The following is a 25,667-nucleotide window of genomic DNA, read 5'->3' as shown; positions in this document are numbered from 1 at the left end:
GCAAACTGGAACGTATGGGGCCGTTTCGCGAACGGTTTCCAGAGGTTAAGGCGGTGCTTTTCGCTGGCACAGAACGACCTGTGCAACGTCCCAAGGATAACGAAAAGCAGAAGGAGCCTGACTCTGGCAAGAAGAAACGGCCTACTCGTAAGCACATCACGGGCAGCACTTGAAACAAGCGAGTGCTTGTGTTGAGTCAAGCGCAACCTGGGAAGCTTCACTCGCAGCGGCAACTGGATGAAGCAGACTGGGTGGGCCACATTCCAGATCAGGTTGCAGTGGAAGGCGCTTTAGGATTCCAGGGCTTGCAAAACGAGTTTGTCAACATCCACTTGCCCCCTAAAAAGCCCAGAGGCAAAGCACTCACTGAACAGCAAAAGCAGCAGAACAAAGCCTTCAGTGCTCAGCAGGTGGTCTACGAACATGCCCATGCTGGGATGAAGCGTGATGGTGCAGTATCGGCAATTTATCGGCATCGTGTGCCTGATTCCGATGATCATCTCATGCTGACCGCCGCAGGGTTATGGAACTTCTATTTGGAAGCTGCTTAACGGCAGAGGGAAGGGAAAGACAGTCTGTGCACCACTTCTACGACCTTTTATTAAGCAACAAGTCTCATGTTTAATCTAGTTCAACTTGTAGTTCAACCTGGTGACTAATTAGAACATCAGCAATACTTTCTTTAATGGAGATTCATCATGAAAACGCAACAGATGATTTATCAAGCATTGGAACTGTTTTCCACATCAGAACCCAATCCAGTTCAACCCCAGCTAACCTTGGGAATGTGGCTACGAGAAATGTGGCAGGATCTGATGGACGTGGTCACATATAAGCCTGAACTAAAAGTTTGGCAAAGTGTCGATCGATCCGGCAATCTATGGTGGAATGGTTACAATCCTGCTACAGGAGACTCTGTCGTTTTAGAGTCTGAGCAGGAAGTGCGGATCTGGCTGGCGCAATCTTTCTGTCGCTAAGGGCAAATGTCCCGTTTTCGGTGATTGGAAGGGCGACAGTAAGCAAGCTACAGCAAGGTAAAATCAGGGTTTTGCAGCACCCATTGTCCCATTCGCAGCAAAAGTGGGACAGTTCAACCATTTAAGTGCGCAATCAAGGCAATTACTAGAAGTCTTTACTCTACAGGAGTTGTAGCCTTAGCGACCATTTTTTCTCCGTTGCTATAAAGGCGGCGTAGGTTTGCAGCCATTGTTCAGAAACCTAGGTGGCACGAGCAATGCCAACCAGAGAAAGGCGAGAATAACAGAGAAGACAACCTAAGCCTAAGCATCGGAGGCGTTCTCCCTACTCGACAAACTAAGCCCTTTTCATACATTTTTAACGCCTTTCACTCAAGCTTGTTCTAGCTCGCAAAGCTAACTAAATTCCACATCCAACCTTGAGAAATAGTAGGAGCTAAAATGGCAAAGCTAGGACAAGTTCATGTCAGTCATACCCATCAGTCCAAGAGCCTTTTGGACGAAATTCTAGTCGGTGATGCTGACAACAATATGCTGAACGGTAAGACAGGAAATGATGTCATCTTAGGCTTGGCAGGGGACGATCAACTGTTTGGTGGTAAAGGAACGGATATACTTCTTGGTGGTCAAAACAATGATCAATTGTTTGGTGATCAAGGCAGCGATTTTCTGTTTGGCGAGGAAGGCAATGATCAACTAGAGGGTGGTCAGGGCAGCGATTTTCTAGACGGAGGCTCAGGCGCTGATACACTCTTAGGAGGTAATGGTAGAGATGTACTGGTTGGCGGAACAGGCGTAGATACCCTGACTGGCGGTAATGGTGCCGATACGTTTGGCTTTGCTGGTGATGTTTTTGCAGGTGCCGCTCCAATACTTAATGCAGCAACTGGTATTCGCTTTGTGAATCAAGCTGATAACATTACCGATTATGAAATTGGTCGTGATCAGTTTGCCCTTAATGGTGCCGATCTGGGCATCACTAACTTTACTTTCCAGAAGGGAGTCACTGCCCAAATTGCCGCCGATGCCAATTTTATTGTGCAACTTGATCCATTTGTGAATGCGCCAACGGCGGCAAAGGCGATCGCAGATAACCCTGCCATTACAGCTAAAGAAGGCGCATTCATCTACTTCAACACAACGCTAGGCATTAGCCGCCTGGTTTATTCTCAAGATCTTGCGAATGGTGGCGACATCAGTATTTTGGCAAACCTGATTAATCAAGCTGGGGACGCTGGTATTGCAAACTTGAACAATTTCACGGCTAAAGATTTCAGTTTGGTTTAACCTTTAGATCCCGGACTTCTTTAGATCTCCGGCTTCTTAAAGAAGCCGGAGATCTAACCTATAAAGTTTACTACGAGTGGATGTTGCTTAATGACCACTAAACCCATTCAACGTCTTTTTTTGCTTTTAACCATTTTCATTGTGGTTTCCGTTGCCTTCATTAGTGTGGCGATCGCCCACGATACGAATCGAATGGCATTACCCATCACAACGGTTCAAGTAGCGGATCGGATGAAGCAGAATCAGACGCTTTCTTTGGCAAATGCTACTAACGTGATCGTGGCTCAAGCTCCAACTAAAAGCCCATCAAGCATCAATATCAACCCCGAAACAGGCGTTCCTGATGGTGCAATTTTACTCACGGTTTTTCTGAAACACGATCAATCCAAAACGTTAGACCAAATTCTTGCAGAACTCAAGCAATCTGGCTACTGGAAAGCGTTTCCGCCTGAAGGCGTCAATGTCGTTTCCTGGTATGTCGTCATGGGCATTGGGCAAGTTGTGACCTTAGCAGTACCGCCCGATCGCTTACGCGCTGTAAATAGGGCACTTGAACGAACCGCCTGGAAAGCGTATCGAACTGAGTTTTATGCCACCTACGATTTTATGCCGATCGCAAAACGGTCACGTGAACAAGCCAATAGCTAACGGCTAATAGCTATTGGCTGTTAGCTATTTTTGGATTATCCGGCAGCAACAGGTAATAGGAGTGTGACAACCGTTCCTTGCCCTACCTGGCTCTTGATATGCATCATGCCGCCTTGAAGGTGACAGACGTGTTGGGCGATCGCCAAGCCTAAACCCATGCCGCCTCGAGGTCGAGCATTGTCGCCTCGGTAAAAGCGCTCTGTAAGGCGTTGCAGCACGTTGGCTTCAATGCCTTTACCCTGGTCTTGGATCTGAAGGGGAATGTAGTGCTGCCGATCGCGTTCCATAGGTGGCAGCACTTTCAGACAAACGACTTCACTTTCAGGTGCATACTTGATGGCGTTGTCCAGTAAATTCAACACCACTTGCCCGGTTAATTCTGGGTCAACCCAAACTGCTGCTTTGGTAGAAGCCGCTGCGAGTTCGAGCGTTAACCCTGCCTGAGTCGCGGAGGGTTGCATCCGAGACAGGCATTCCTGGGCGATCGCGGTAGCTGAAACCACTTGGGGATGGATTTGAAGCTGCCCTGCATCGGCTTTGGCTAACAACAACAGTTGCTCCACAAGTCGAGTCAGGTAATCTGTCTCATAGCAGGCTCGTTGTAAGTAGAGTTGCGCTTTTTCTCCAGTCACCACGCCATCAAGGATTGCCTCTAATTCAACCCGCAGAACGGCTAAGGGAGTGCGTAAATCATGGGAGACATTGGCAACCAACTCGCGTCGGGCGGTTTCCTGCGCCTGAAGTGCAGACAAGGTTTCCATGAGTTTGGCTGCCATCTGGTCGAGCAGATGGCTCAATTGCGCCAGTTCATCGTGTCCTTTGAGGGCAGACCGCGCCTCATAATCGCCAGCTTCGAGGCGTTGAGCCTGTCTGTGTAAGGCTCTTAGCGGTCGGGTTAAAGTACGGGAGAGTAAAAAGCCAGTCGCGGCGGCAACCGTTGTGGCAGCGATCGCCATGCCCATCACCAAGCCCTGGACTTCTTCCGCGAACCGCTTGGGACGACGGAGAGGCATGGTGAGGTAAACGGCTCCGACAATTTGAGCCGTTTCTGGATGACGCAGCGGCACTGTGCTGTAGAGCCACCAGCTATTTTTAGGATCGGTAGCAATCCACAAGCGTCCAGCTTGCGGTGATCCTGCGAGAGTTTTGCGAATCAGCTCATTGGGGAGTACTACAGCATGACCGCGATTCACCCCCTGACTGGTCAGCCGGGTCGTTGCAGCAGTGTTGAAAATTGTGACCTGCGATCGTGCCTGCTCGCTCATCAAGTCTGTCAATTGACGAATGGTGAGTGCGTTATCCCAGTGGGTGGGAACTTGTGTCGCCAAGGCATCTGCCTGTCGCCGCAGCGTGACCTCAGCTTCCTTGACAAAAAACTGCTCCAGCGCTTTCCCTAAAATTAACGAGAACCCAAACAGACTGCCCAGTGTGACCAACAACAGCGTGAGCGTGAGCCGACTAGAAACACTTCTTAATTTCATCCTTCAGTGCCTCGAAAGCGGTAGCCAACGCCCCACACGGTTTGAATGTAGTCTGGGCGCGAGGAGTCTAACTCAATTTTCTCCCGCAGCTTGCGAATGTAAACGTCAACAACGCGCGTATCACCCACAAAATCGAGACCCCAGACATGCTCTAGCAGTTGTTCGCGAGTATACGCTCGTCCCGGACGGTCAGCAAGTCGCGCGAGTAAATCAAATTCTTTGCCGCGCAAATCCAGCGGTTCCCCATTGAGAAAAGCATGACGTTGGTTTGGGTCGATCGCAATGCCCTGCGTTTGTCTGACCTCGCGATAGCCTGGGCTGTATGCTCGTCGGATGAGGGCTTTGACCCGTGCAATCAACTCTTTTGCACTGAAGGGTTTGGTCAAATAATCATCTGCTCCAAGCACCAAGCCTTGCACGCGATCGCTCTCCTCTGCCCGCGCCGTCAACATCAAAATGGGTACAAAATACCCTAACGCCCGCACTTCTTGACAGACTTGAAAGCCGCTAATATCTGGCAAGATTAGATCGAGCACAACCAGATCGGGACGAAAACACTGCACCTGCGCGACCCCCTCTGCCCCATTGCTGGCGGTTAAACACGCTAAACCCTCTCGTTCAATGTAGAGCTGTACAGTTTCACGTAAGCTGACATCATCTTCAACGAGCAATACAGTGACGGTTGCAGGCATAATGTTCAACTTTTTAGACTTTACAAAGCAGCAACATGACCGAACCTTTCGATGCTCAAAACTGTTGAGTGGAGTGATCTAAACAAACCAAAGCTCTTTAAAAGCTAAGAGCTATTAGCTAATGGCTCTTAGCACATCTGGTTTGATTCTGTCTCTGGCTGACTGAGTTGCTTAAATCTTTTAGCATGGATTTGTTAAGCGGGAAGTACACAAGGAGCACATTAGAAACTGCAAACTCAAAAATCTCTACAGTTTTTATGCCGTTCTATTGGGTGACTTTGAGCAGACGTTTGAGGAATGAATGAGTGGGCGATCGAAGAACCTGTTGAGAAATTTACAAGCACCATCAGCCCCGTTGCCAGATTTACGAAGACACCGAACGGAATCACGATACCGATTAATCTAGACATCCCCTGAATGCTCCATCGACTGATCATCTCTTCAACTTCTATCACAGATATTAAAAATCTATGAATGGATCAAGCTAAAGACCTAAACCATAGCTTGCGCGTGTAAGCATCCAAAAATTTCCCTGTTTCACAAATTTTTAAAGACTTTCCACAAAGGTAAGAGGCAACCCTTTGAGGAAATAAGCCTCGTGAATCTGACAACAGCTACAGAGAAAGTTACAGAGAGAGCAGCTACAGAAAAGCCAAAGCATCAAAACTCAGCATTCAAGCATTTAATGGGTTTGCACTGGATCATGGCAGCGTTCATTTTCTCGCTTTATATCACGGGTATTTTTGTCGTTCATCGCCTGCCTCTGCTCTCAGCATGGTTAATGCCCTACCTTCACCAATCGCTGGGAATGCTATCTCTGCTGCTGCTCATTGCCAGGATTGTTTTGTTATTAAGGTTAGTTGGACAAAAGTATTTGAAGCGATCGCCTCAAGTCAACGTCAACTGGTTGCAAACAACGATGCTGCACAGCAGCTTGTATTTCTTTATGCTGGTGGCTCCTGTCAGTGGCTTCTTACTCCGCAATTTTGTCGGCTTGAATACCACTCTTTTTGGCATCCATGTACCACCCGTTTTTGCGTTCAATGCGTATTGGACGGCGATTGCGAGAAGCTCTCACTTCTGGTCGTCCTACATCTTCCTGGCGTTTATCGTTTTACATATTCTGGCGCACTGGAAAACTGTGCGGAGAAGTATGAGCAAGGGCTTCTTCTTAGCAAAAATTCTTGCTAAGGCTGATGGCTGATGGCTGATGGCTGATGGCTAATAGCTCGTTAGCTGTAAAGCACGGACTTAATGATGGTTGGCAACAGTTTTTGAGGAGATGGGTAGTGGTCAATCATTTGATGAAGACAGATAGTTCTACGCTTCAATCGATCGATGATTTAGTAATGTCTTCTGAGCAAATTCTGTCTTTGTTAGCAAGATATCAAATGCTGTCAAAACTGCGTCGCGAAATGGCGATCGATGCTGCTATTGACTCTATTTCCTATACGTCAGAAGAAGTTGCCCAGACTCGACAGCAATTCTATCAGCAGAACCAGATTCGCTCAGAAGAGGAGTTGCAAACTCGGCTAGTGCGGCAGGCTATGACCGCGACACAACTGGAAGCGCTAATCACGCGATCGCTCAGAATTGAGAAATTTAAGCACGCTCAATGGGGACACAAACTGGAATCCTACTTCCTGAAGCGCAAAGACCAACTCGATCGGGTCATTTACTCTCTGATTCGCACTCACGAGTGGCAGGTTGCCCAGGAACTTTTCTTTCGCATCCAGGCAGGGGAGCAGTCGTTTGCAGACGTTGCAAAGCAGTATTCCCAGGGAGTCGAAGCCCAAACGGGAGGCTTACTTGGTCCAGTGGCATTAGGCACGTTGCATCCCACATTGGCTCAACGACTGGTCACTAGCCAACCCGGTCAGCTTTTAACCCCTGTTCGCATCGAAGAGTGGATTGTAATTGTGCAACTGGAAATGTTGCTACCTGCCCAGCTAGATGAACCCACTCAACAGCGGTTACTGAATGAATTGTTTGAGGAGTGGTTGAGTGGGATAGCTGTTAGTCATTAGTTATTAGTTATTAGTTATTAGTTGTTAGTTAAACAGCCAGAACTACAGGCAAATATTCTCAATTTCTCCCTTCTCTCTAATCAATCGCCAACATCCAATAGCTAACAGCCAGCAGCCCTATGACTTATACCACCAATACAACGGAAGCATTTCTGGCCACGATCGCACCGTTCAATCAACTCTCATCGATCGCGTTAGCAAGACTCGCGAAAACCACACAACTGCTGCGCTACCGCATGGGTCAGCCCATTGTGCTGCGAGAAAAGCTGCCTGCTCAGATTGCCATTCTCTATGAGGGTCAGGCGCGACTGCTGGGTTATGAACCAGGTAAACAACTCCCAGTCACGTTGCAACGGTTGGAAGCGGGTGCCGTGATTGGTTGGGTCGGCTTAGTGCGTGGAGCCGCTTGTGAAACCGCTATCGCGTCTACCGAAGCGATTTGTCTCACTCTAGCGGCTGTTGAGTTCCTGACACTGATGGCACAGGAAGAGGCGTTTGCTGACCACTTTCACGATCAGCCAGCTCTGATTGAAGTGTTTGACCTGGTAGGAGCAGAGTTACAGCACCGGGCAGACAGCGAACTCATTTTGAAGGCTGCGGGAGTCAGCGATCTGAAGGAGTTTGCTTTCACGTTGCAGTCTCAAGCGATTGTCCATAACCTGCGTCGGCACCTGGAGCGATCGCGCTACACGCTACCACCTGATCACACCTGGATCGTCAGCGGTGGTGAGACTTCCGCCGCTGTGCCTATTGGTAGTCAATTTGACCCTAACAAACTTGACAAGGCTCGCCCACCTGCTGGAACAATTCGTCTGCTTGGCATTCCCGCGATCGCACTTTCCCCGTCTGTGCTTTTAGTGCGTGAAAGACCTTTGGAAACTATGCCGATCACAGAGATTCTCTATGCGCCTGACCAACCTCTAGAGGACGATCGGACAACCACGCGAACCAAACGGCAATACCCCTATGTACGCGCTAGAGGCGAGCTAGAAACTACCCTGGCTTGCTTCCAAATGCTGGCAAACCATCTGGGTTTACCCTTCCGTCGCGATGTGGTTCGTAAAATTCTGGCGAACCAGAAGCAGCGCACTGGCTCTTTTTCGCTCTCTTTGGGTGGCGCGATCGCAGAAATGATGGGTTTGAATGCCCAACTGGTGAGTGTGCCGCTCAAAGCTATCAGTCGTCTACAAACGCCCGCTCTCATTCGCTATTACGATAGCTTTGCCGTTCTGTATGAAGCCAGTGAGAACGCGATCGTTTTGGGTGTGCCAGAGTCTGGCATCGTGCGCCGCAAGCCAAATGATCTGATCACAGAAGTAGTTACGGTTGATCACGGCGACCATGCAGCATCGCTTCAAACGTCAACGGCGATCGACGTTCTTCTACTGCAATCCACGCCAGACACACCGCAGCAGAAATTTGGGCTAACCTGGTTTCTACCTTTCCTCTCCAACTATCGGCAAGTGCTGATTGAGGTATTGCTTGCCTCCTTGTTTGTGCAACTCTTTGGGCTGGCAAACCCACTTATGACGCAGGTCATCATCGACAAAGTGGTGATGCAAAATAGCCCCGACACCTTGCCAATTCTGGGCATTTTCCTGATCGTCATCGCCATTTTTGAGGCAATCCTGAGTAGTCTACGCACCTATTTATTGGTTGACACCACCAATCGGATTGATCTGGCACTCAGCGCCGAAATCATCAATCATCTATTACGGTTGCCCTTGCGCTATTTTGAGCGACGACCAGTGGGGGAACTGTCAACCCGAATGCATGAGTTGGAAAATATTCGCCAGTTCTTGACCACGACTGCGCTGACGAGCGTGATGGATGCCATCTTTTCCATCATCTACATTGGGGTGATGTTCCTTTACAGTTGGCAGCTAACACTGGTGGCACTGGCAACGCTGCCGATCTTTGCCCTGTTGACGACGCTGATTTCACCCTTGGTGCGGCGACAATTACGTGCCCAGGCAGACCGTAATGCTGAAGCCCAGTCTTACCTGGTGGAAGTGCTAGCCGGGATTCAAACGGTGAAAGCACAAAACCTTGAACTGAGATCGCGCTGGCAGTGGCAAGATCGCTATGCACGGTATGTCAGCGCTGGCTTTAAGACCGTTCTCACCTCAACGGCTGCTAGTTCCACCAGCAATTTTTTAAACCAACTTTCGAGTTTGATGGTGCTGTGGGTCGGTGCCTCTCTCTTGCTGCAAGGGAAACTCACGCTAGGACAGTTAATTGCCTTTCGCATCATTGCTGGTTATGTCACCAGTCCACTCCTGCGTCTCACGCAACTGTGGCAGAACTTCCAACAGACCGCCCTTGCACTAGAGCGATTGGGTGATATTGTTGATACGCCCGTTGAAGGCGATGCAACCGATGTTTCGAGCGATCGACATCAACGTCACAACATTCCCCTTCCCACCATCCAAGGAACCGTGACCTATGAAAACGTGTCCTTTCGTTTCCATCCCAGCGGTTCACTTCAGTTGAATAACGTCAGCGTGACCTTTCCCGCAGGAGCCTTTGTGGGTATTGCCGGACTCAGTGGTTCTGGTAAAAGCACAATGATGAAACTTTTGCCCCGTCTCTATCCTTTAGAATCTGGTCGCATTCTCATTGATGGCTACGACATCAGCAAAGTAGATCTCTATTCTCTACGGCAGCAAATTGGCGTTGTACCTCAAGACACGCTGTTGTTTGAAGGCACGGTGCAAGAAAACATTGCCCTCAATCATCCCGATGCCACTTCGGAGGAGATCATCGCCGCTGCCAAAGTTGCGGTTGCCCACGACTTCATTATGAACCTACCCAATGGCTACAACACTCGTGTCGGTGAGCGCGGTGCAGCACTCTCTGGCGGACAGCGACAACGCATTGCGATCGCCCGTACCGTCCTCCAAAACCCACATCTGCTCATTCTTGATGAAGCCACCAGCGCTTTAGATTACGACGCTGAACGACACGTTTGTTTGAACTTGATAGAAGCATTCAACGATCGTACTGTCTTTTTCATTACCCATCGCCTCAGCACCATTCGCCACGCCGATGTAATTGTGATGATGGATCAAGGCTCGGTTGTAGAGCAAGGCACTCACGAAGAATTGATGGCGTTAGAAGGTCGCTATTACTGTTTGTATCGGCAGCAAGAGGCTCTTAGCTCTTAGCTGTTGGCTAATGGCTAATGGCTTTTCTGCCAAATTCTCAAACTTCTGAAATCTTGCACCACTCAATCTCCGTTACAAATACCACTACTAGTCAGAATGCACTCAAATAGCTAACAACTAACAGCCAGCTATTAGCTGTTAGCCAACAGCCAACAGCCAATACTCAACTACCATGACTACCACCCATCCCTTCGATCGCCCCGTTATCTTAAAGCGATCGCCTCTTCTCTCTCGTGCCATTGTTTGGGGCTTGATTAGTGTGACAAGCTTTGGCTTCGTTTGGGCGAGTGTTGCCAAAATTGAGGAGTCGATTCCAGCGACAGGTATTTTGGAACCACAAGGCGCAGTCAAAGAAATTAAGGTTCCCATTGATGGCGTTGTAAAGGCAGTATATGTGGTGGATGGGCAACAAGTGAAGCAAGGCGATCGCTTGCTTTCCATTGATCCAACTGTGGCTCAAGCCCAACTAATTTCTCTGCAAAAAATCTGCACCTCGTTGATGCAAGAAAATCAGTTCTATTATGCCCAGATACATGGTTTAGCTTCGGGTGGCGATCAAGTACTACTCCAGCAAAATCTACCAGCAGAACTGGTGTCGTTGACTCAATATCGATCGACATTAGTCACAGAAATTCAGCTCGATCGAGCAGCGCTCAACGGCTCAACAGCGGGTATGCGCCTTACGTCTGAGCAGCAATTACGTCTGCGATCGAGTCAAGTAGAGCAACAGTCTCGAAGTGCTACAGTCCAGTTAGATACAGCCCAAATCAAACAGCAACTTAAACAGAATCAATTGAAGTTAGCCAGTGCTAAAGATAATTTAGTAGTCAATGAACAAATCTTTCGTGATCTGGCATTACTTGCTAAAGAGGGAGGCATTTCTCGTCTACAATATCTCAGACAACAGCAGGAAGTGCGTAACCTTCAATCCGAAGTCGATCAACTGATGCAGGAACAGGAACGTCTCAAGCTGGCGATCGCTCAATCTCAACAAAAAGTGCAAAATACTCTGGCGCTTTCGACTCAAGATCTGTTGACTAAAATCTCAAACAATGAGCAAAAAATTGCTGAAATTGACAGTCAATTGAATAAGGCGATCGTGGAAAACAAGAAAAAAATTGCTGAAATTGACAGCCAAATTAGCCAAGCAAAAGTGACACTGCAATATCAGGAACTCCGTGCCTCAGTAGCAGGGATCGTTTTTGATCTGAAAGCAAGTAATGCAGGTTTTGTCACCAACTCTAGCGAACCAATTCTCAAACTTGTGCCAGAGAATGCTGTCGTTGCGAAGGTGTATATCACCAACAAAGATATTGGTTTTGTGCAAACGGGAATGCCCGTTGATGTCAGAATTGATTCTTTTCCTTTTAGCGAGTTTGGTGGTATCAAAGGGCAACTAACCTTGATTGGCTCCGATGCGTTACCACCAACTCAAACACGTCCGGTTTACAGCTTTCCAGCCAACGTTCAGCTTGATCAGCAGCTTCTATTGATTCAAGGTCGTCAAGTGCCGCTGCGATCGGGCATGTCTGTCAGCGTCAACATCAAGGTACGCCAACGCACGGTTATGAGCATCTTCACCGATGGATTTACCAAGCAAGTGGAAAGCCTGCGGACTGTGAGATAGAAATCGACATCAACGATGCGACAAGGTAGTGCATCCCGACTTTACAGCAAACACAAATAACGCGATGTGTGACTAAGTTTGCTCAAGGTACAGCCCCACTTAACGATGTTAGAAGTACAACCTATCTAGATCGAGTGGGATCTATGTTTGGTGTTGGTACACTTACCTCACAAGGAGGCTTAGTTTTAGCAACGGGTGCTGTTGGAGAAGGTACTACAGTCAGATTTAAATTGCACCCAACGGTGCATCATCTGCCAAGGCAGCAAAGCGAGAAATGCGAGATGGGCATACCTCATGCCCATCAACCAAGCCATTGGTTCTGGCTCAAACGAGCCGAGGGCAAGCGAGCATTGCGCTTTGTGGTTTCGACTCATCCTTCTCAGGCGTCTACTTGGTGCGGTTAGGACGCAAACGCTGGGCCATTGAGGGCTTGTTTAAGACCATCAAACATCGCTTTGGGCTCCATCGCTTTGGGCAATCCACTCAAATTAGCATCTATCGTTGGCTCATCCTTTCATTCGTTGCCTATCTCTATAGCCCATTGGATTGACCAATGGTCTTTACCGCCCACCCTGGATTGGCAAGCCGCGAGTGCTTTAGCCTTAACGAGCTTGTTCACCTCGATTGTCTGGCTCCAATTACTCAAGTACATCCAAATCCGCACTGACATTGCAACTCAATATGGGTTTCAAATTATCCTCAAATCTCTGCCGAATCGGGCTTATCGAGAATGCTGCAAGATCTGAGATCATGCAGCACCCAGTCGAAGCAGAAGATGAACGCCGAATCATGTTGAATCACGACCTACAGGGTATTCAACTTGCTGCTCAAGCAGCAGTGCTAACGCGTCAAGACATTCGTAGCCAACTTCAAAACGTTGTTTCGCCAGTCCTCATTCTGGTGGGTGCAAACGATCTCGCGACTCCGTCTTTTCTAGCTCAGGAGATGCAAACTCTGATTCCTAATGCTCAATTAGCGATCGTTCCCAATGCCGGACACCATCTTCCTCTCGAAAGCCCGCAAAGGATGACGAATGAGATCATAGCTTTTCTAGTAAACCAAGGAATGTAATTAAATTGAAATGAATGGAAAGCAACCGCGAACAACTTCGCCAACGATTTGAGGGTTGGCGAGAAGTCGCTGGGTCCAATTCTGCCGTATAGTTTGAGCACACCTGACGATTCAGGAATGCTTGTGCTTAATTTTGAACCTGCCCGGTTAAGTTGAAAACGCCCTCCATCAACCCACCAAAATTTAGAGGATCAAACGGCGTTGTTGCATGATTAAGAAAACAGCCAGATTTTTACTTGAGAGAGATTAGATTAAGCTTTGACCTCATAGCTATCGGGTTTAGCAATTTGGATCATGCGATTGAGTGCCGCACACTTGATGAATAATTCGACTGCCTGATTGTCGAATTTACGAGAATTCACATTGCCGCCAAAGATTGCCTTGAAGCGAAACATGGTGGTCGCTGCTAAGGATCGTCGATGGTAATTCGCATCCCGCTTCCACTTTTTCCGCCCATGCTTGCGGATGGAGCGCAGATTCTCGTCTCTCGGATGAGGCGGGGCTTTGCGATTGCCATGCTGCCAAATCACCGCATCATTGCGGGGTGGAATCACAGGCTTGGCACCTCGTTTGGTGATCTCATCGTAGCAATGACTGTGGTCGTAGGCTCCATCGGTGGAGACTTGCTCAATCGCCCCTTCAATCTGCTCTAGGACATCGTTCAAGACTTCGCCATCATGGAAATCATTGGTCGTCACGACTGCTGCCAGGATTTCTCCAGTGGCTTCATCGACTCCCAGGTGCAGTTTGCGCCAGGTGCGGCGTTTACTAATCCCATGTGGCCGAGTTTTCCATTCCCCTTCCCCATACACTTTCACCCCAGTCGAATCCACTACCACATGACGTGCACCCTCCTTCGGTATCACGGGTAAAGAGACATCGAGTTTCCCCAACCGCCGCGATAGGGTGCTGTGATCTGGCACCGTCAACGCAATCCCCATCAACTCGAAGATGGACTCTAGAAATCCTTGACACTGCCTCCCTGCCAGGCGATACACCGCTTTCACGGTCGCCATCGTCAGAATTGCCAAGTCACTATAGTAGAGCGACGCTCCAGGCTTACCGCTCAAGTTTGGGTCGCTCCATTGCTCCAGCACCGATTCATCGATCCAGAAGGTGAGGCTTCCCCGCTGTTTGAGACCAGCGTTATACTCAGACCAGTTGCGGACACGGTATTGAGACTTCATGGCAGGTTTTAGTGTGGTAATTGAAACTTACCATGGCTCTCCCGCCCGCAACCCCTCTTTCATGCAACAACGCCATTAACAATCACAATGGAGCCAAGCCTACTGTTCTGTTCTGGCTTGACTCCATTTTCTTTACATTTTGTTGAGCCTATTTCTCCGCCCAAATGGCTAAAGTCGAGTTAAAGAAGCCGAAGGTCTGATTCAAGATCTGATTTGAGGTGAACGATCGCTCAACCACCCATTAAGCATCACCGCATTCAGCTAACCCCATTACTCGCCGATAATGCGCTTCCACTTGGTGGATGGTTTTGTATTGTGGCTTACTGTAAACCTCTCCGTAGTTAAAGACAGTCTGTGTAAAGTGGCTGGTATCCACTGTTTTCAGCGTGCCATCAGCGAACACTTGCTGACCGCGTACCCAAACGCTATCCACAGCTGCATTAGGTCTGCCCAGAATGAGCAGCTTGATGGGATCGGTGCGGGGTAGCAGGGACAAATTTTTGAGGTCGTAAAGGACGAGATCGGCTTGCTTGCCAACGGTGAGAGAGCCAACCTGGTCTGCCAGATTCACTCCTGTGAAACCACCAATCGACGCCATTTCAACGGCTTTGCGGGGCGTAATCCAGTGCTTGTAGTCTGGGTCAGTCACATTATGTAGCAGGGAACCAATTTTGATGGCTTCAAGCATGTCTTGACCATCGTTACTGGCGGCTCCATCACAGCCAAACGCGACGTTGACTCCGGCTTGCAGATACTTCAGCACAGGCGCAATACCGCTACCCAGGCGCAGGTTGCTGAGGGCGTTGTGAACCACAGTGGACTTGGTTTCTGCCAGAACTTCGATATCAGCAGCATCAAGCCAGATGGAATGTGCGAGCGATGTACGGTGATCCAGAAAGCCAAGCTGCTGGAGATGCTTAACGGCGCTGCCGCCATAGCGCTCCTGTGCCAGCATTTTTTGTGCCTTCGTTTCCAGCAGGTGAATGTGGCGACAGAGATTGTGGCGATCGCTCAAATCTCTGCAACCCTCAAACAGCGCATCCGAACAACGGTGAAAGCCAGTGGGGCCGACCGCAATTTGAATGCCGTCTTCTGGTGCGTGCGATTGGGCGACGATCGCCTCCATCAGCGCCAACAGTTCGTCGGTGGATTGGTGATACGGCTGGTGAGGCAGCGTTTTGACGCCTTCAGGATAGCCAGAGACAAAAGGCATGTCCTGAATTAACGGCGCGATAAAGGCACGAATCCCGACTTCCTTGTAGGCACGGGACGCCGCTGCGATACTTTCAAGTTCCTGCCCAGGAATCACATACAGGTGATCCATCACGCAGGTGCCGCCAGACAGCAAGGTGCTAATGGCCGTACCCAAAGCACCCAGGTAGGTTTGCTCCAGCTCAGTCGGAGAGGTATCAAAAACATCGGCTAGCCACAGCTCTAGCGGCAGTTGGGGGATGAGTCCGCGTTGCCAAAACTGCACGGAGTGAGCGTGCCCGTTAACGAAACCAGGCAGCAGCAGCTTGTTTTCGGCATCGATCGCCGTTCCCACCGTAGGCAAGCTAGCACCGATCGCCGCAATGCGATCGCCCTCAATTTGAACATCAACAGTAGCGTAGCTATCCTCAACGGGAATCAGAGCCGAACGAAGGGTATAAGTCACGATCAATCCTGGCGACGTTGCTCAACTTCGCCGTGCGCTTTCAGCAAGGCAGCGAGCTTATGTCGCATTAGAATACCAGGTTTATCGGATGCCATGTGTTGCTCTTGGCAAATGTCGAGTGGCGCGTCGTAGTCAGTCGTTTCCAGGATTTCACGATCTTCTTGGGTGACGGTGCGATCGAAGGCAATGACATCTGCCGCTTTCGCATCGGCTTCAGTATCGTTGCGGAAGCAGAATTGGATGAGTTGGGAGGTTTTGTCGTCGATCGGCGTAGCAGCAGAAAAGATGAGGTGAATCAAGCCATTGGGATACTGAATTTTGAGCGTCCGGGCAAAGGGCATAAACCAGCGACGTTCGTTCGTGCGAATGGTTTTCTCGTCGGCAATGCCCAGATTTTGCTTTTGCAGGTCGGGGTTCAAGACTTCGACCCAATGCTTCATTAAAAAGCCTGTTTCAGTGTCAGTAATTTCGTCGATCGGTGGTGGCACAGGGTTGCTCATGTCGCCCCACGATCGCGCATGCACGAAGTTTCCGTGGGCGCTGTCAAAGGAGTTTTCCATAATCCGCAAGCCGCTGGCATGCCAGGTTTCGTAGAACTCGTGAATCTGCCGAAACCCTGTATCAGTCGCTTCAGGAATATCGGGAAGGCCATGCAGAGGCTCGCCCATGCAGACCCACACGTAGCCGTAGCGTTCCTTACACTGATAGCCGCTGACTTTATAGGTACGGGGAATATGATCAGTGGTGAGTTGAGGCACCTTGACGCAGGCACCCGTGCCATCAAACGACCACCCGTGATAGGGACAGCGGATATTGCCGTCGATGACCTGTCCCTTGGAGAGTTGTGCCGATCGATGACAGCAGCGATCTTCTGTTGCCGCTGGCTTGCCGTCGCCATCTAGCCATAGCACCAGTGGTTGCCCCAGCAGCGTAAACGCCTGGGGAGCCTCTTGGAGAGAGGCGATTGGCATGACAGGATACCAGAAGCGCTTAAGGATAGGCTGTTGGGTGATCAGCATGGGTCTGTAGATTCAAGATGCAGTCGTTGCGTTTGGCAATCATGTTTGATTTTAGGAGAAGGCGATCGCGCAAACAGTAGTCGGGCGAACACCCTCACAAATCACAGTGGAATCAACGCGATCGATTCTGCCTAGAGAATAGTTGAATCGTCCTCGCTCATCGCGTTACCCACATGTGATTGAAAATCACGGTCTAAATAGGGTTAAAGTCCACTAAAGGCACTGAAAGCCAGAACAAGTTTTTAACCCGTTTCAACGAGTTGCAGCGTTAACTCAGATTTCTAATCACGAGCGGGCTGTTACATCATGACAAGGCTTTCGATGCATTGGTCAATTTATCAACCGATGCTGATCCCCCTTAATCCCCCTTAAAAAAGGGGCTTTAATTGTTCCCCCTTTTTAAGGAGGCTGGAGCATCTCTTCTGCGTAAGTAATCATTTATAGAAATCCTTGCTGTAGAGACCTACAGCATGTCTCTACAGCGAGGATTAACAACCTCGATCGCAGGGCTTTAGAACGACTCAAGAGTCAATGCTTAGAGCTTTTCCCTGTACCGTTGAAGCAGACTCTACACCTAATAGTTTGTTAATCGTTGGCACAACATCAATATTGCGTACCTGTTGTAGATCCCCGCGACGAATGTTGGGCCCTGCTGCAAAGAAGATGGCACTCATGTTGAGCTGTTTTGGATCGTAGCCATGTGCGCCATAGAAGTTAGGCACGGAAAGCACGGGGGTTGTTTCTGGTGCATCGCCTAAACGTGGCACAACAGGTGCTTGGGTGCCATCAAAATTGTAACCCTCAGTGAGAGTGGCAAAGACATCACCTGAATCTTGACCAATAAACTGGCTGGTGCCCAAACCAAAAGATGGATCGTTCACATCACTTGGTAGGGGACGAGCGTGAATTTTGTCAAAGATTGGCTTGCTTTCACGCTTCGTATAGTTTGGGTTGGTCTCAACAAAGTCCTCCAGAATTTTGACGACCTGCTTCTGAAGCACAATATATTCCTCTGTAGTTACGATGCCATCAGGCTCGCGCCCTTTGAGATTGATGTAAATGTTGGCGGCAGGCCCAGAAGTAATCGCACGAACCTTAGTGGAATCAATGCCGTTCTTTCTCAGCAGGGCGTTGAAATCAACAGCTGTATGAAAGGGAGCAAAGCCGTGGTCAGAAACGACAATGATATTGCTCTTGGGCGTGCCTTTGCGAGTTGTACCGACTGTGTCAATGATTTGCTGCACAGAACGATTGGCAATGCGATACGCCGCTTGAACATAGGTTTTGTAGCGTGCCAGTTTCGCCTGATCCTGTCCAGCGCCGATCGTGTTTGGATTGGTTGAGTTAGTCGCTTGACGTGGGTCGATCGCCAGGAACTGGTGCTCTGAACCATCGGGTTGTTCAATATAGGCAAGTACCAAATCAGCATCAGGGTTTTTGGCGATTGCACGCAAGACCACACGGGTCTGATAAGCCACAAAGGTGCGTACCTGATCTTCGTAAATGGCTTCCAGGTCAGCATCGGGAAATGTCGTAAAACCAGGGCTGAGACGCTCAGGAATGCGGAAATCAGCTTGGGGTGCCCAGAAGCCAACATTATTATTGATGTCATCGACATCTGCCAATACAGGCGTATTGCGAGGAATCGCGTTGGCAGAGTAGCGGGCAATTCTCACAGTGGTCAAATCTGGCGCCAGCGTGCTGACGTAAAACCCGGTGCCTGCTTTAGTGGCGCTGCCTTCTAAATAAAAGAGAGCCGAGGCGCGATCGCTTGCTTTAACATACGCAGGCCCCGTTGCAGGCAAGCTAAACGGACCTGGCTGAATGCCTGTAGAGGCATCAAAAAAGACCAGCGTATCGTAATTACCGCTCCCATCATTCGTGGTATCCAACGCCGCCACCTGGATGGTGTAGTTCACAGTGCCGATAGCAAAGGTATCCAGAGGGGTCGTTTTTTGCAAGATGGGGCTATAAGACTTTTTGCCAGCCGCTTCCAGTTGGCCGATTGTTTGACCGGGTGCAGGCGTAAAATCCGTTGCTGTTAAGCTAAAGCCTTTGGCACCCTGCCCCGCGAATGCTCCAAAGGGAATAGTGTAATCAACGGTGCGATCGGTCGCTGCTTGAAGCACAGGCGTACCTGCGCCAGCCAAGGTAATCTCAGCACCATCCGCACCAGGAAACGTCGCTGCAACCACTTTTTTACCATGTTGTCTCAACCCCACCCAAATTGGTTCTGCGAGTGGCTGTGCTGCTGGGCCAACGGGTTTTACGGTGTAGCCGCCAATGGGGGCAGCAAAGCCACTGACGTTACGGGTAAAGGGGCTGGCAATTAGGTGAAAACTGTTGGCCACAACATCGGTTTTGACCGTTGTGGAACCTGTGCCGATGCTAACGTGGCAGGCCGCTGTCAGGGATGGATTACACGTGACATTGCGCTGCGCGACAACACCACGACGCTTGAGTAAGCCTAAGCCTGTGTTGGAGTCAAGTACACCCGTTTTTAAATATTCATTCATTAAACCGGGCGTTGCCCCGTCTAATGAAATGAGAATAACCTTGGGTCTAGGCACACTTGAACCTTGAGCGATCACTGCATGGGTTGTGACAACGAGAAAAAACGCGCTGAAGACAACAGCTAATAAACGCCTGAATGCATGACGGCTCCAGAATTGATACGCTTGATGAAGGGCTGTTATAAACGCGCAGGCGATGCTTTGTACCCACGTGCGTTGACTGAACCCATGCCAGATTTTACTGCTCATTACAGTTGCCACTTTGAAATGCCTGAACAGTTCAACACACTATCAGCAATGCGTTAAGCGAATGCTATGGAAGCATTAACGGGAGCACTTAAATCGTGCTAATTTCGCTACGATCGTCCCTTAATCACGATCTTCTCGAATCTCTAGTGGATGCGGTGTACTAGGAGCGATCGTCGAAGGATTAGCAGGCAATCTCTGGACGTTGCCAGGGCTAGCAGTGGGCTGTGGTGAAGGGCTAGCAGTGGGCTGTGGTGAAGGGCTGGTGGGGTTTGTCTGCGAGGACGCTGGCTGAGGCTTGGGAGTAGCCCTTGGAGCCGATTCATCGACCTCTGCATCGACATCAGATTGTATGTTCGGTCTTTGAAGGCTTCCAGGTCGGACTGGACTGTTTAATCTTTTACCACACAAACCTCGGAGATCTCTTAATTGGCCATTTTCCAACTGGATATAACAAATGGGCACAGTGGAGTCGGACAGTCGCTCGCTGAAACTTTTCGGTGTTGCCGGGTTTGTCAAAGCAGGACGCGGTTGCCCCTGCGCCAGTACAGTTATGAGTGTTGCCAGTGCAGCCAAAAGTGCCGTTAGAGAGTAAGAACGTCTCAGCATGGGCGGTAATGGGCTTGATTGATAAGTGTTGTTGCAACATCCCGTCTGTGGCTGCATGTTGCCTCGATTCTGTTAACGATCGCGTGGTCAAACACCGATCATTTTGTCATCTCGTCACTCTCATGCTTAGGCTACCTGTAGTTCGAGCCTCTGAACAGCAGTTTTCTATAACTTTTTTGGGATAAAGATCAACCTGATCCTTCTACCGACACTGCCCCTTATACAATGAACCCACCTCCGACATGCCGGAAGTGGGTTCATTGTGTCAAATTGTTGCGTCCTGTTCGTATTAGCTTAGCGCCTCTTCTGCGCCTAGCGCTTTGCACAGACTCAAAAAAGCGGCACTAATCATCATCTAAATCTTCGACATCATCGTCGTCATCATCGCTGTATGCGCCTGTATCAACGATTTCGTCAATCAACTCATCTGCAACCGCGTTGTCATGATCGGCATCAATACCACGCGAGATCAGCCGTCCATTCTGCTCTAGCCAGCTAAGCAGCGGTTCTACTTGATTGGGAGGAATCAGCCGTGTTTTCTGATTCCGGGGTTCTTCTTGAAGTGACGGATTATATACCATTGCTTCCTTATAGTTCGTTACTACTATGACTACTAGGTGAATCGTTCTTGAAAAATGATTTGCAACTAATAGCGAAACTTACGGCGACGCTGTTTATGCTTTGCGATCGCTTTGCGCTTTTCCTTTTCGATCGGCGTTTCAAAATGGCGATGTTTTCTCATATCAGGAAAAATCCCTGCTTTTGAAACCTCGCGCTTGAATCGGCGCAGCGCTGATTCGATCCCTTCGTTTTCACCGGGAATAATTTGCGCCATATAAATCCCTCAATAAATTAGCGACACTATCTCTACAAAACAGCTGTCAAGCAGAGGGCAATCGCTTGATATGCCCTCTAGACGCTAGAGTTAAGTCCTTAGCCTGCTGCAGACTCTTAATGGTCAGCGACGGCTTGTTGCAATGATCGACTACAACCTACCGTTTACGACCTTAGAGTGAGAACGACTAATAGCGTTTGGAAGCGCCCCCTTTGTTGCCCCAGCTACCACCACCAGACGAGCCTCTCTCTTCGCGGGGTTTTGCCTTGTTGACCTTAAGATCGCGACCCATCCACTCAGCGCCATCGAGTGCCTCGATCGCAGCAGTTTCCTCAACTTCAGTATCCATCTCAACAAAGGCGAAGCCTCTCAAACGACCCGTTTCACGGTCAGTTGGTAATTGAATGCGCTTGACCGTACCATACTCTGTAAAGGCACGAGTTAAATCTTCCTGCGTAACCTCGTAAGACAGATTGCCGACGTAAACAGACATGAATTTTCTCCAGAATCAAAGGTTGCAGAGGTATAGATTCGGAGAGACGCTTGCAATCACGAATTACACAGCCGAAAATAGTTCTTCTTTCTCAGGCTAACACAAAATAAAGAGCACATTTACCTTCAAGAGTGTGGCTCTACCGTTAGACAGATTTTAAAGGCTCCTTAAAAGCGAAGTTGCTTTAAAAGCAGGCTCGGTTAGGCTCGAGCCATTCGATGTTGCGACGATCAGACACGAACGGAGTCGGGTGCGAAGGGCTAGGCGTTGCTCGAAGCTAAAGGAATGGCTTTGCAACGCAACGACTCCAAGCCTCGATCGTCCGTCTCTGTGAGTGACTTTTCTCACCATCAGGTCGTTCCTTGAGAACGCTTCAAGGTTCACTAGAAGCATTCCCATCGAGCATAAACGCTTTATAAGCAGTCAGCTTGAGGCAACGACTACATGGTGTTATAAGTGCCACCAGGCTCAGGAAGCTGTCAGTAAGGCCTCAGAAGAAATGTCTGCTGCTAGCAACCCACACGCTCATGGCAACGACATTTCAAGCAATAGTTTGAAGCCCAAAGTATGTCATGGCAGTTGCGACTCTCCCGCAACCTCAAAGATAGGTAGCAAACAGAAACGTATCTTGCTGCCGATCCTTCCCTTTGGCGATTAATAAAGCTAATATTTTGGTTAGGATCAATTTCTATTCTCGGTTTGTAAGCCAGCCAATCACAATTTTCGGGAGATTTATGGAAACCTTTGCTTATTTGCACACTGCTTGCGCGTACGACGATCCTGAGGCAAGCGAATTGACGTTGGATGTTGAGCAGTTGAATGTAAAGCAATTGTCTAGCCAAGCTAGCTTACTGATGCTGCAGCTGTTGGTTCCCGTAGCGATCCTGGCGGTTGCTGGACACGCATCAGCACTTCAAGTGGGCGATCGGGGTCCCTCCGTTACGACCTTGCAAGACAGATTACGATCAGCAGGCTACTTCGATCGCAGTTCAACTGGTATTTACAGTTCTATTACAGAAGCCTCAGTTCGTCGTTTTCAAGCGGCACGCGGATTGGCCGTCGATGGCATCGCAGGATCTGCAACGCAACGAGCACTCAGAAATCAAACAGTATCGAGCAACAGCGGCAACTACTATCAAAACATCAGCTATAGCGGTGGATTACGGCTCGGCAGCAGAGGCTCTCAAGTTAGTGCGCTCCAACAGCAGTTGAGAAATCTGGGTTACGATGTCGCTGTTGATGGCGTCTTTGGTCCAGCAACTGACCGTGCTGTGCGTCAATTTCAAGCGTCCAATCGCCTTGCCGCCGATGGCATTGTTGGTTCAGCAACGCGGAATGCTCTTGCTAGCGGTGTCAATGCAGGATATACGCCACCCGTTGATCCAGGCTATCCATCTTATGACAACGGTGGTTACATCCCTCCAAGCAGTAACCGCCCAGTTGCTGGCGTTAACAACCGCTTTGTCGTCGTCGTTCCAGCAAGCAGTAGCTCTATACTCTGGCAGGTGCGGCGATTTGAGCCTGGGGCAGTGTATACCTCTTCTAACCTGGGTCGCTATGTTTGGGCAGGAGCGTTTGCTGAAAAGGGCATTGCTGAGGCGAGAGCATCACTGCTCCGAGCAAATAAGTTAGATGCTCAGGTGCGCTATTTTTAGATTCAGAATCGGTCTCTAGCTAGAGCTAGCTCTTGCTCCAACTTAAATAGGCAGGAGCGATCGCTGACAAACGGGGCAAACGGCATGAATGGTAAGTTGGCAATCTAATAGGTGATAGCCTTCCTTTTGTGCCGTTTTGACACCGACTTTAAGAATGGAATCGCTCTTAAACTCGATCGTTTTGTTGCAGCGTACGCAAATTAAGTGATGATGGTGATACGAGGGCTGGTTAAGTTCGTAGTGCTTATGCCCTTCAGCCAATTCTAACTCTCGCAAAATGCCCATCCGCGCCATTAATTTGAGCGTCCGATAAATGGTGGAAAGGCTAATTGCTTCCCCGTCATTTTGCAAGAGATTATAAAGATCTTCGGCGCTTAGGTGATTGCCCTTCTGCAGATTCTGAAAGACCTGCAGAATTGTTTCCCGTTGAGGGGTAAGCCGCCAGCCCTTTTCATTCAGTTCTGCTTTCAGTGAAGTGACTGTGTAAGAAACTGCCATAGCCTTCTTCTCAATAACTTTGCATTAATGAGAATGATACACAATAGCGCGCTGATTTTCAAGTAGCGCACTTTATTGAGAATTTGTGCTATGGAGAATTGTGTGGCGATAGCGGTTCTGGCGGAAGACCTTGCCAAAAGCAAAAGCCCTTAACCTCTACATAGAGATCAAGGGCTGTAATTTAAGATACCAGTCATTTAAGCCAAGAAACCCAGTTTCTGTCCTCGGCACATTAAGCCTTGGTGGCGCAGCTGGAAGAAACCCGGTTGCTTGACCAGTGCTCTAGCTCAGAGACTCTAGGTAATCGCGTACACGATTGCGACGCTTGGGTTGGCGTAGCTTTTGCAAAGCCTTGGCTTCGATCTGCCGTACCCGCTCACGTGAGAGATCAAGGGCACGACCAATTTCGGCCAGCGAGTAGGGATGCCCATCGCCCAAGCCAAAACGCATCTGGATAACATCTCGCTCACGAGTGGTCAAGTCTGCCAGGAGTTGCTGTAGATCACGGCGGAGTGCCTCGCGCATCAGGGTGTCTTCAGGCGAAACATCATCAGTTTCTAGAAGATCGCCTAGCTCCGTATCCTTCTCTTTACCCACTTTGGTTTCCAAAGAAACCGAGCGAGGTACGCGCAGCAGCACTTCACGTACTTGAGGAGCAGTCATTTCCAGCTCTAGAGCAATATCTTCAATGGAAGCAGTCCGCCCTTTTTCCTGAGAGATTTTGCGCTGAGCTTTCTTGATCTTGTTCAGCTTTTCGGTGATGTGAACGGGCAGGCGAATGGTGCGACTCTGGGTCGCGATCGCCCGTGTAATGCCTTGACGAATCCACCAGTACGCATAGGTACTAAACCGATAGCCTTTGGTGGGGTCAAATTTTTCGACAGCGCGTTCTAGCCCCAATGTGCCTTCTTGAATCAGATCGAGCAGTTCCAGACCACGGTTCTGATATTTTTTAGCAACCGACACAACGAGGCGCAGGTTCGCCTTGATCATATGCTCTTTTGCTTTGACGCCTTCGGACTGTATGTCTTCCAGCTCGTCAACCGTCAGGCTAGCGATTTCAGCCCAGTGCCGCTTTCCTTCTGCCAAGGCAGGTTTTAGGTCTGCAACAGTAACGCCACCCTCAAGCGCCCATCGTTCTAGAGAGGGACGATGCCCCATGTGGGAAGCAAGGCGATCGTGTGCATCAACTAGTTGCACGTAGAGTTGAATGGGGCCACCCGCTGTTTCGGCGGCCTCTGTTCGCAGCTCTAGCAAACGCATGTAGCGCTGGACGCGTTGAGCTTCCGAAACTTCCTCGTCGCGACCGAGTAAACGAACGCGACCAATTTCCTGGAGGTATAGACGAACCAGATCGGTTGTACGGCGACTAGCATTGCGCTGGAGAGTAGCCGCGTCAGCGTACTCCATCTCTATGCTCACAAGATCATCTGCCGTGCTTTCCTCGTCGGGATCACCTGGTCGAAAACCCTGGACATGTAGCTGCTCGTCGTATTCTGCTTCAGCGTAAAAAGAAGATGCTGGCATAGTGCTCGTCTCAGTTGCTCCGGGTAAGAGTGGGCTTCAGTCAGCTGCTTGTTAATAGTGTTCCCGCCATGAAGGACTAAAGAACATCGCAAAGAGTTCCATTACGTTCTCTTCATCAGCCGCTGTGTTCTGCATCGTTTCATGACAGCCTTCAGCGTGCGATCGCTATCGACACTTGTCCGCCTTGGATGATTAGCGAATAAGTTGGTAGCAGAGACATCTTGTTTCTGCAGTTCGCAGACAGTATAAGAACAAGATCAGGGTGCAATTGGTGACCTGAATCAGATGCTAGGTTAACCTACATCACTTGTAGGTCAATTTCCTGATGTTTTTGAGGTCTACTGGCTATCTTCATGAAGGCTTTGAACGACTACACGTTTCAATTACAGATACGTAAAGCGATAACCCAGAACGAGTGCGCCAGGTTTACTAAAGCTTTATAAGCCCTACA

Annotated in this window: 23 protein-coding genes; 11 read left to right on the top strand and 12 right to left on the bottom strand. The window is 49.3% G+C overall.

Annotated elements, in window-relative coordinates; all coding sequences use genetic code 11:
- Positions 1-182 precede the first annotated feature (182 nt).
- From C7B82_RS06145 to C7B82_RS06130, 4 genes are all read left to right on the top strand, one after another.
- Positions 183-551, top strand: a complete 369-nt coding sequence (locus tag C7B82_RS06145; protein WP_339375084.1) for a hypothetical protein — start codon at positions 183-185, stop codon at positions 549-551.
- Positions 552-698: 147 nt separating this feature from the next.
- On the top strand, positions 699-977 hold the full coding sequence (locus tag C7B82_RS06140) for a hypothetical protein (protein WP_106255423.1): 279 nt from the start codon (positions 699-701) through the stop codon (positions 975-977).
- A gap of 441 nt (positions 978-1,418) precedes the next feature.
- Entirely contained in the window at positions 1,419-2,264 is an 846-nt protein-coding gene (locus C7B82_RS06135) for a calcium-binding protein (protein WP_106255422.1), read from the top strand.
- 90 nt (positions 2,265-2,354) lie between these two features.
- Positions 2,355-2,912: a hypothetical protein gene (locus tag C7B82_RS06130; protein ID WP_106255421.1), complete on the top strand. Its 558-nt coding sequence runs from the start codon at positions 2,355-2,357 to the stop codon at positions 2,910-2,912.
- A gap of 35 nt (positions 2,913-2,947) precedes the next feature.
- Here the strand turns inward: C7B82_RS06130 and C7B82_RS06125 are convergent, their stop codons facing one another.
- Both C7B82_RS06125 and C7B82_RS06120 read right to left on the bottom strand, forming a co-directional pair.
- Positions 2,948-4,393 carry a sensor histidine kinase gene (locus C7B82_RS06125; RefSeq protein WP_106255420.1) on the bottom strand — a complete coding sequence of 482 codons (1,446 nt, stop codon included), beginning with the start codon at positions 4,391-4,393 and terminating at the stop codon, positions 2,948-2,950.
- Complete coding sequence (locus C7B82_RS06120) at positions 4,390-5,085, bottom strand: response regulator transcription factor (protein WP_106255419.1); 696 nt, start codon at positions 5,083-5,085, stop codon at positions 4,390-4,392. The genes C7B82_RS06125 and C7B82_RS06120 overlap by 4 nt, the downstream gene beginning before the upstream one ends.
- Positions 5,086-5,683: 598 nt before the next feature.
- Here C7B82_RS06120 and C7B82_RS06115 point away from each other — a divergent pair.
- The 6 genes from C7B82_RS06115 (at position 5,684) to C7B82_RS06090 (ending at position 12,977) form a co-directional block, all read left to right on the top strand.
- Positions 5,684-6,289, top strand: coding sequence for a cytochrome b (locus C7B82_RS06115; protein ID WP_146141067.1), 606 nt, complete (start codon positions 5,684-5,686; stop codon positions 6,287-6,289).
- Between the two features lie 85 nt (positions 6,290-6,374).
- Complete coding sequence (locus C7B82_RS06110) at positions 6,375-7,112, top strand: peptidylprolyl isomerase (protein ID WP_245939757.1); 738 nt, start codon at positions 6,375-6,377, stop codon at positions 7,110-7,112.
- Positions 7,113-7,231: 119 nt separating this feature from the next.
- Entirely contained in the window at positions 7,232-10,279 is a 3,048-nt protein-coding gene (locus tag C7B82_RS06105; protein WP_106255416.1) for an ABC transporter transmembrane domain-containing protein, read from the top strand.
- Positions 10,280-10,451: 172 nt separating this feature from the next.
- Positions 10,452-11,906 carry a beta-barrel domain-containing protein gene (locus tag C7B82_RS06100; RefSeq protein ID WP_219904072.1) on the top strand — a complete coding sequence of 485 codons (1,455 nt, stop codon included), beginning with the start codon at positions 10,452-10,454 and terminating at the stop codon, positions 11,904-11,906.
- A 274-nt stretch (positions 11,907-12,180) separates the two neighbouring features.
- Positions 12,181-12,456 (top strand): transposase, encoded by a 276-nt coding sequence (locus tag C7B82_RS06095; RefSeq protein ID WP_106255415.1) that lies wholly within the window; start codon positions 12,181-12,183, stop codon positions 12,454-12,456.
- Positions 12,457-12,656: 200 nt separating this feature from the next.
- On the top strand, positions 12,657-12,977 hold the full coding sequence (locus C7B82_RS06090; RefSeq protein WP_181357367.1) for an alpha/beta fold hydrolase: 321 nt from the start codon (positions 12,657-12,659) through the stop codon (positions 12,975-12,977).
- 251 nt (positions 12,978-13,228) lie between these two features.
- Here the strand turns inward: C7B82_RS06090 and C7B82_RS06085 are convergent, their stop codons facing one another.
- From C7B82_RS06085 to C7B82_RS06055, 8 genes are all read right to left on the bottom strand, one after another.
- Positions 13,229-14,164 (bottom strand): IS5 family transposase, encoded by a 936-nt coding sequence (locus tag C7B82_RS06085; protein ID WP_106255413.1) that lies wholly within the window; start codon positions 14,162-14,164, stop codon positions 13,229-13,231.
- Between the two features lie 241 nt (positions 14,165-14,405).
- Entirely contained in the window at positions 14,406-15,821 is a 1,416-nt protein-coding gene (locus tag C7B82_RS06080) for an amidohydrolase (protein WP_106255412.1), read from the bottom strand.
- A gap of 2 nt (positions 15,822-15,823) precedes the next feature.
- Positions 15,824-16,840: an aromatic ring-hydroxylating dioxygenase subunit alpha gene (locus C7B82_RS06075; RefSeq protein WP_106255411.1), complete on the bottom strand. Its 1,017-nt coding sequence runs from the start codon at positions 16,838-16,840 to the stop codon at positions 15,824-15,826.
- A 521-nt stretch (positions 16,841-17,361) separates the two neighbouring features.
- Complete coding sequence (locus tag C7B82_RS06070; RefSeq protein ID WP_106255410.1) at positions 17,362-19,602, bottom strand: alkaline phosphatase family protein; 2,241 nt, start codon at positions 19,600-19,602, stop codon at positions 17,362-17,364.
- Positions 19,603-19,722: 120 nt separating this feature from the next.
- Positions 19,723-20,208 (bottom strand): hypothetical protein, encoded by a 486-nt coding sequence (locus C7B82_RS31345; protein ID WP_146141065.1) that lies wholly within the window; start codon positions 20,206-20,208, stop codon positions 19,723-19,725.
- A 344-nt stretch (positions 20,209-20,552) separates the two neighbouring features.
- Entirely contained in the window at positions 20,553-20,789 is a 237-nt protein-coding gene (locus tag C7B82_RS06065) for a DUF3134 family protein (protein WP_106255409.1), read from the bottom strand.
- A 65-nt stretch (positions 20,790-20,854) separates the two neighbouring features.
- A complete protein-coding gene (gene rpsU / locus C7B82_RS06060) occupies positions 20,855-21,043 on the bottom strand; it encodes a 30S ribosomal protein S21 (protein ID WP_106255408.1) in 189 nt (62 codons plus the stop codon).
- Between the two features lie 187 nt (positions 21,044-21,230).
- Positions 21,231-21,536 carry an RNA recognition motif domain-containing protein gene (locus tag C7B82_RS06055; RefSeq protein WP_106255407.1) on the bottom strand — a complete coding sequence of 102 codons (306 nt, stop codon included), beginning with the start codon at positions 21,534-21,536 and terminating at the stop codon, positions 21,231-21,233.
- Between the two features lie 734 nt (positions 21,537-22,270).
- Here C7B82_RS06055 and C7B82_RS06050 point away from each other — a divergent pair.
- Complete coding sequence (locus C7B82_RS06050) at positions 22,271-23,191, top strand: peptidoglycan-binding domain-containing protein (RefSeq protein WP_106255406.1); 921 nt, start codon at positions 22,271-22,273, stop codon at positions 23,189-23,191.
- 42 nt (positions 23,192-23,233) lie between these two features.
- On the opposite strand, the gene C7B82_RS06045 is transcribed toward C7B82_RS06050, so the two are convergent.
- Complete coding sequence (locus C7B82_RS06045; protein ID WP_106255405.1) at positions 23,234-23,689, bottom strand: Fur family transcriptional regulator; 456 nt, start codon at positions 23,687-23,689, stop codon at positions 23,234-23,236.
- A gap of 282 nt (positions 23,690-23,971) precedes the next feature.
- Positions 23,972-25,216: an RNA polymerase sigma factor SigC gene (gene sigC, locus C7B82_RS06040; protein ID WP_106255404.1), complete on the bottom strand. Its 1,245-nt coding sequence runs from the start codon at positions 25,214-25,216 to the stop codon at positions 23,972-23,974.
- Positions 25,217-25,667: the final 451 nt, after the last annotated feature.

This window comes from Stenomitos frigidus ULC18, assembly GCF_003003795.1.
In the GTDB taxonomy this organism is placed as follows: Bacteria; Cyanobacteriota; Cyanobacteriia; order Leptolyngbyales; family Leptolyngbyaceae; genus Stenomitos; species Stenomitos frigidus_A.
Note: the sequence above shows the minus strand (reverse complement) of the source record. Positions and strands in the feature narration are given on the sequence as shown.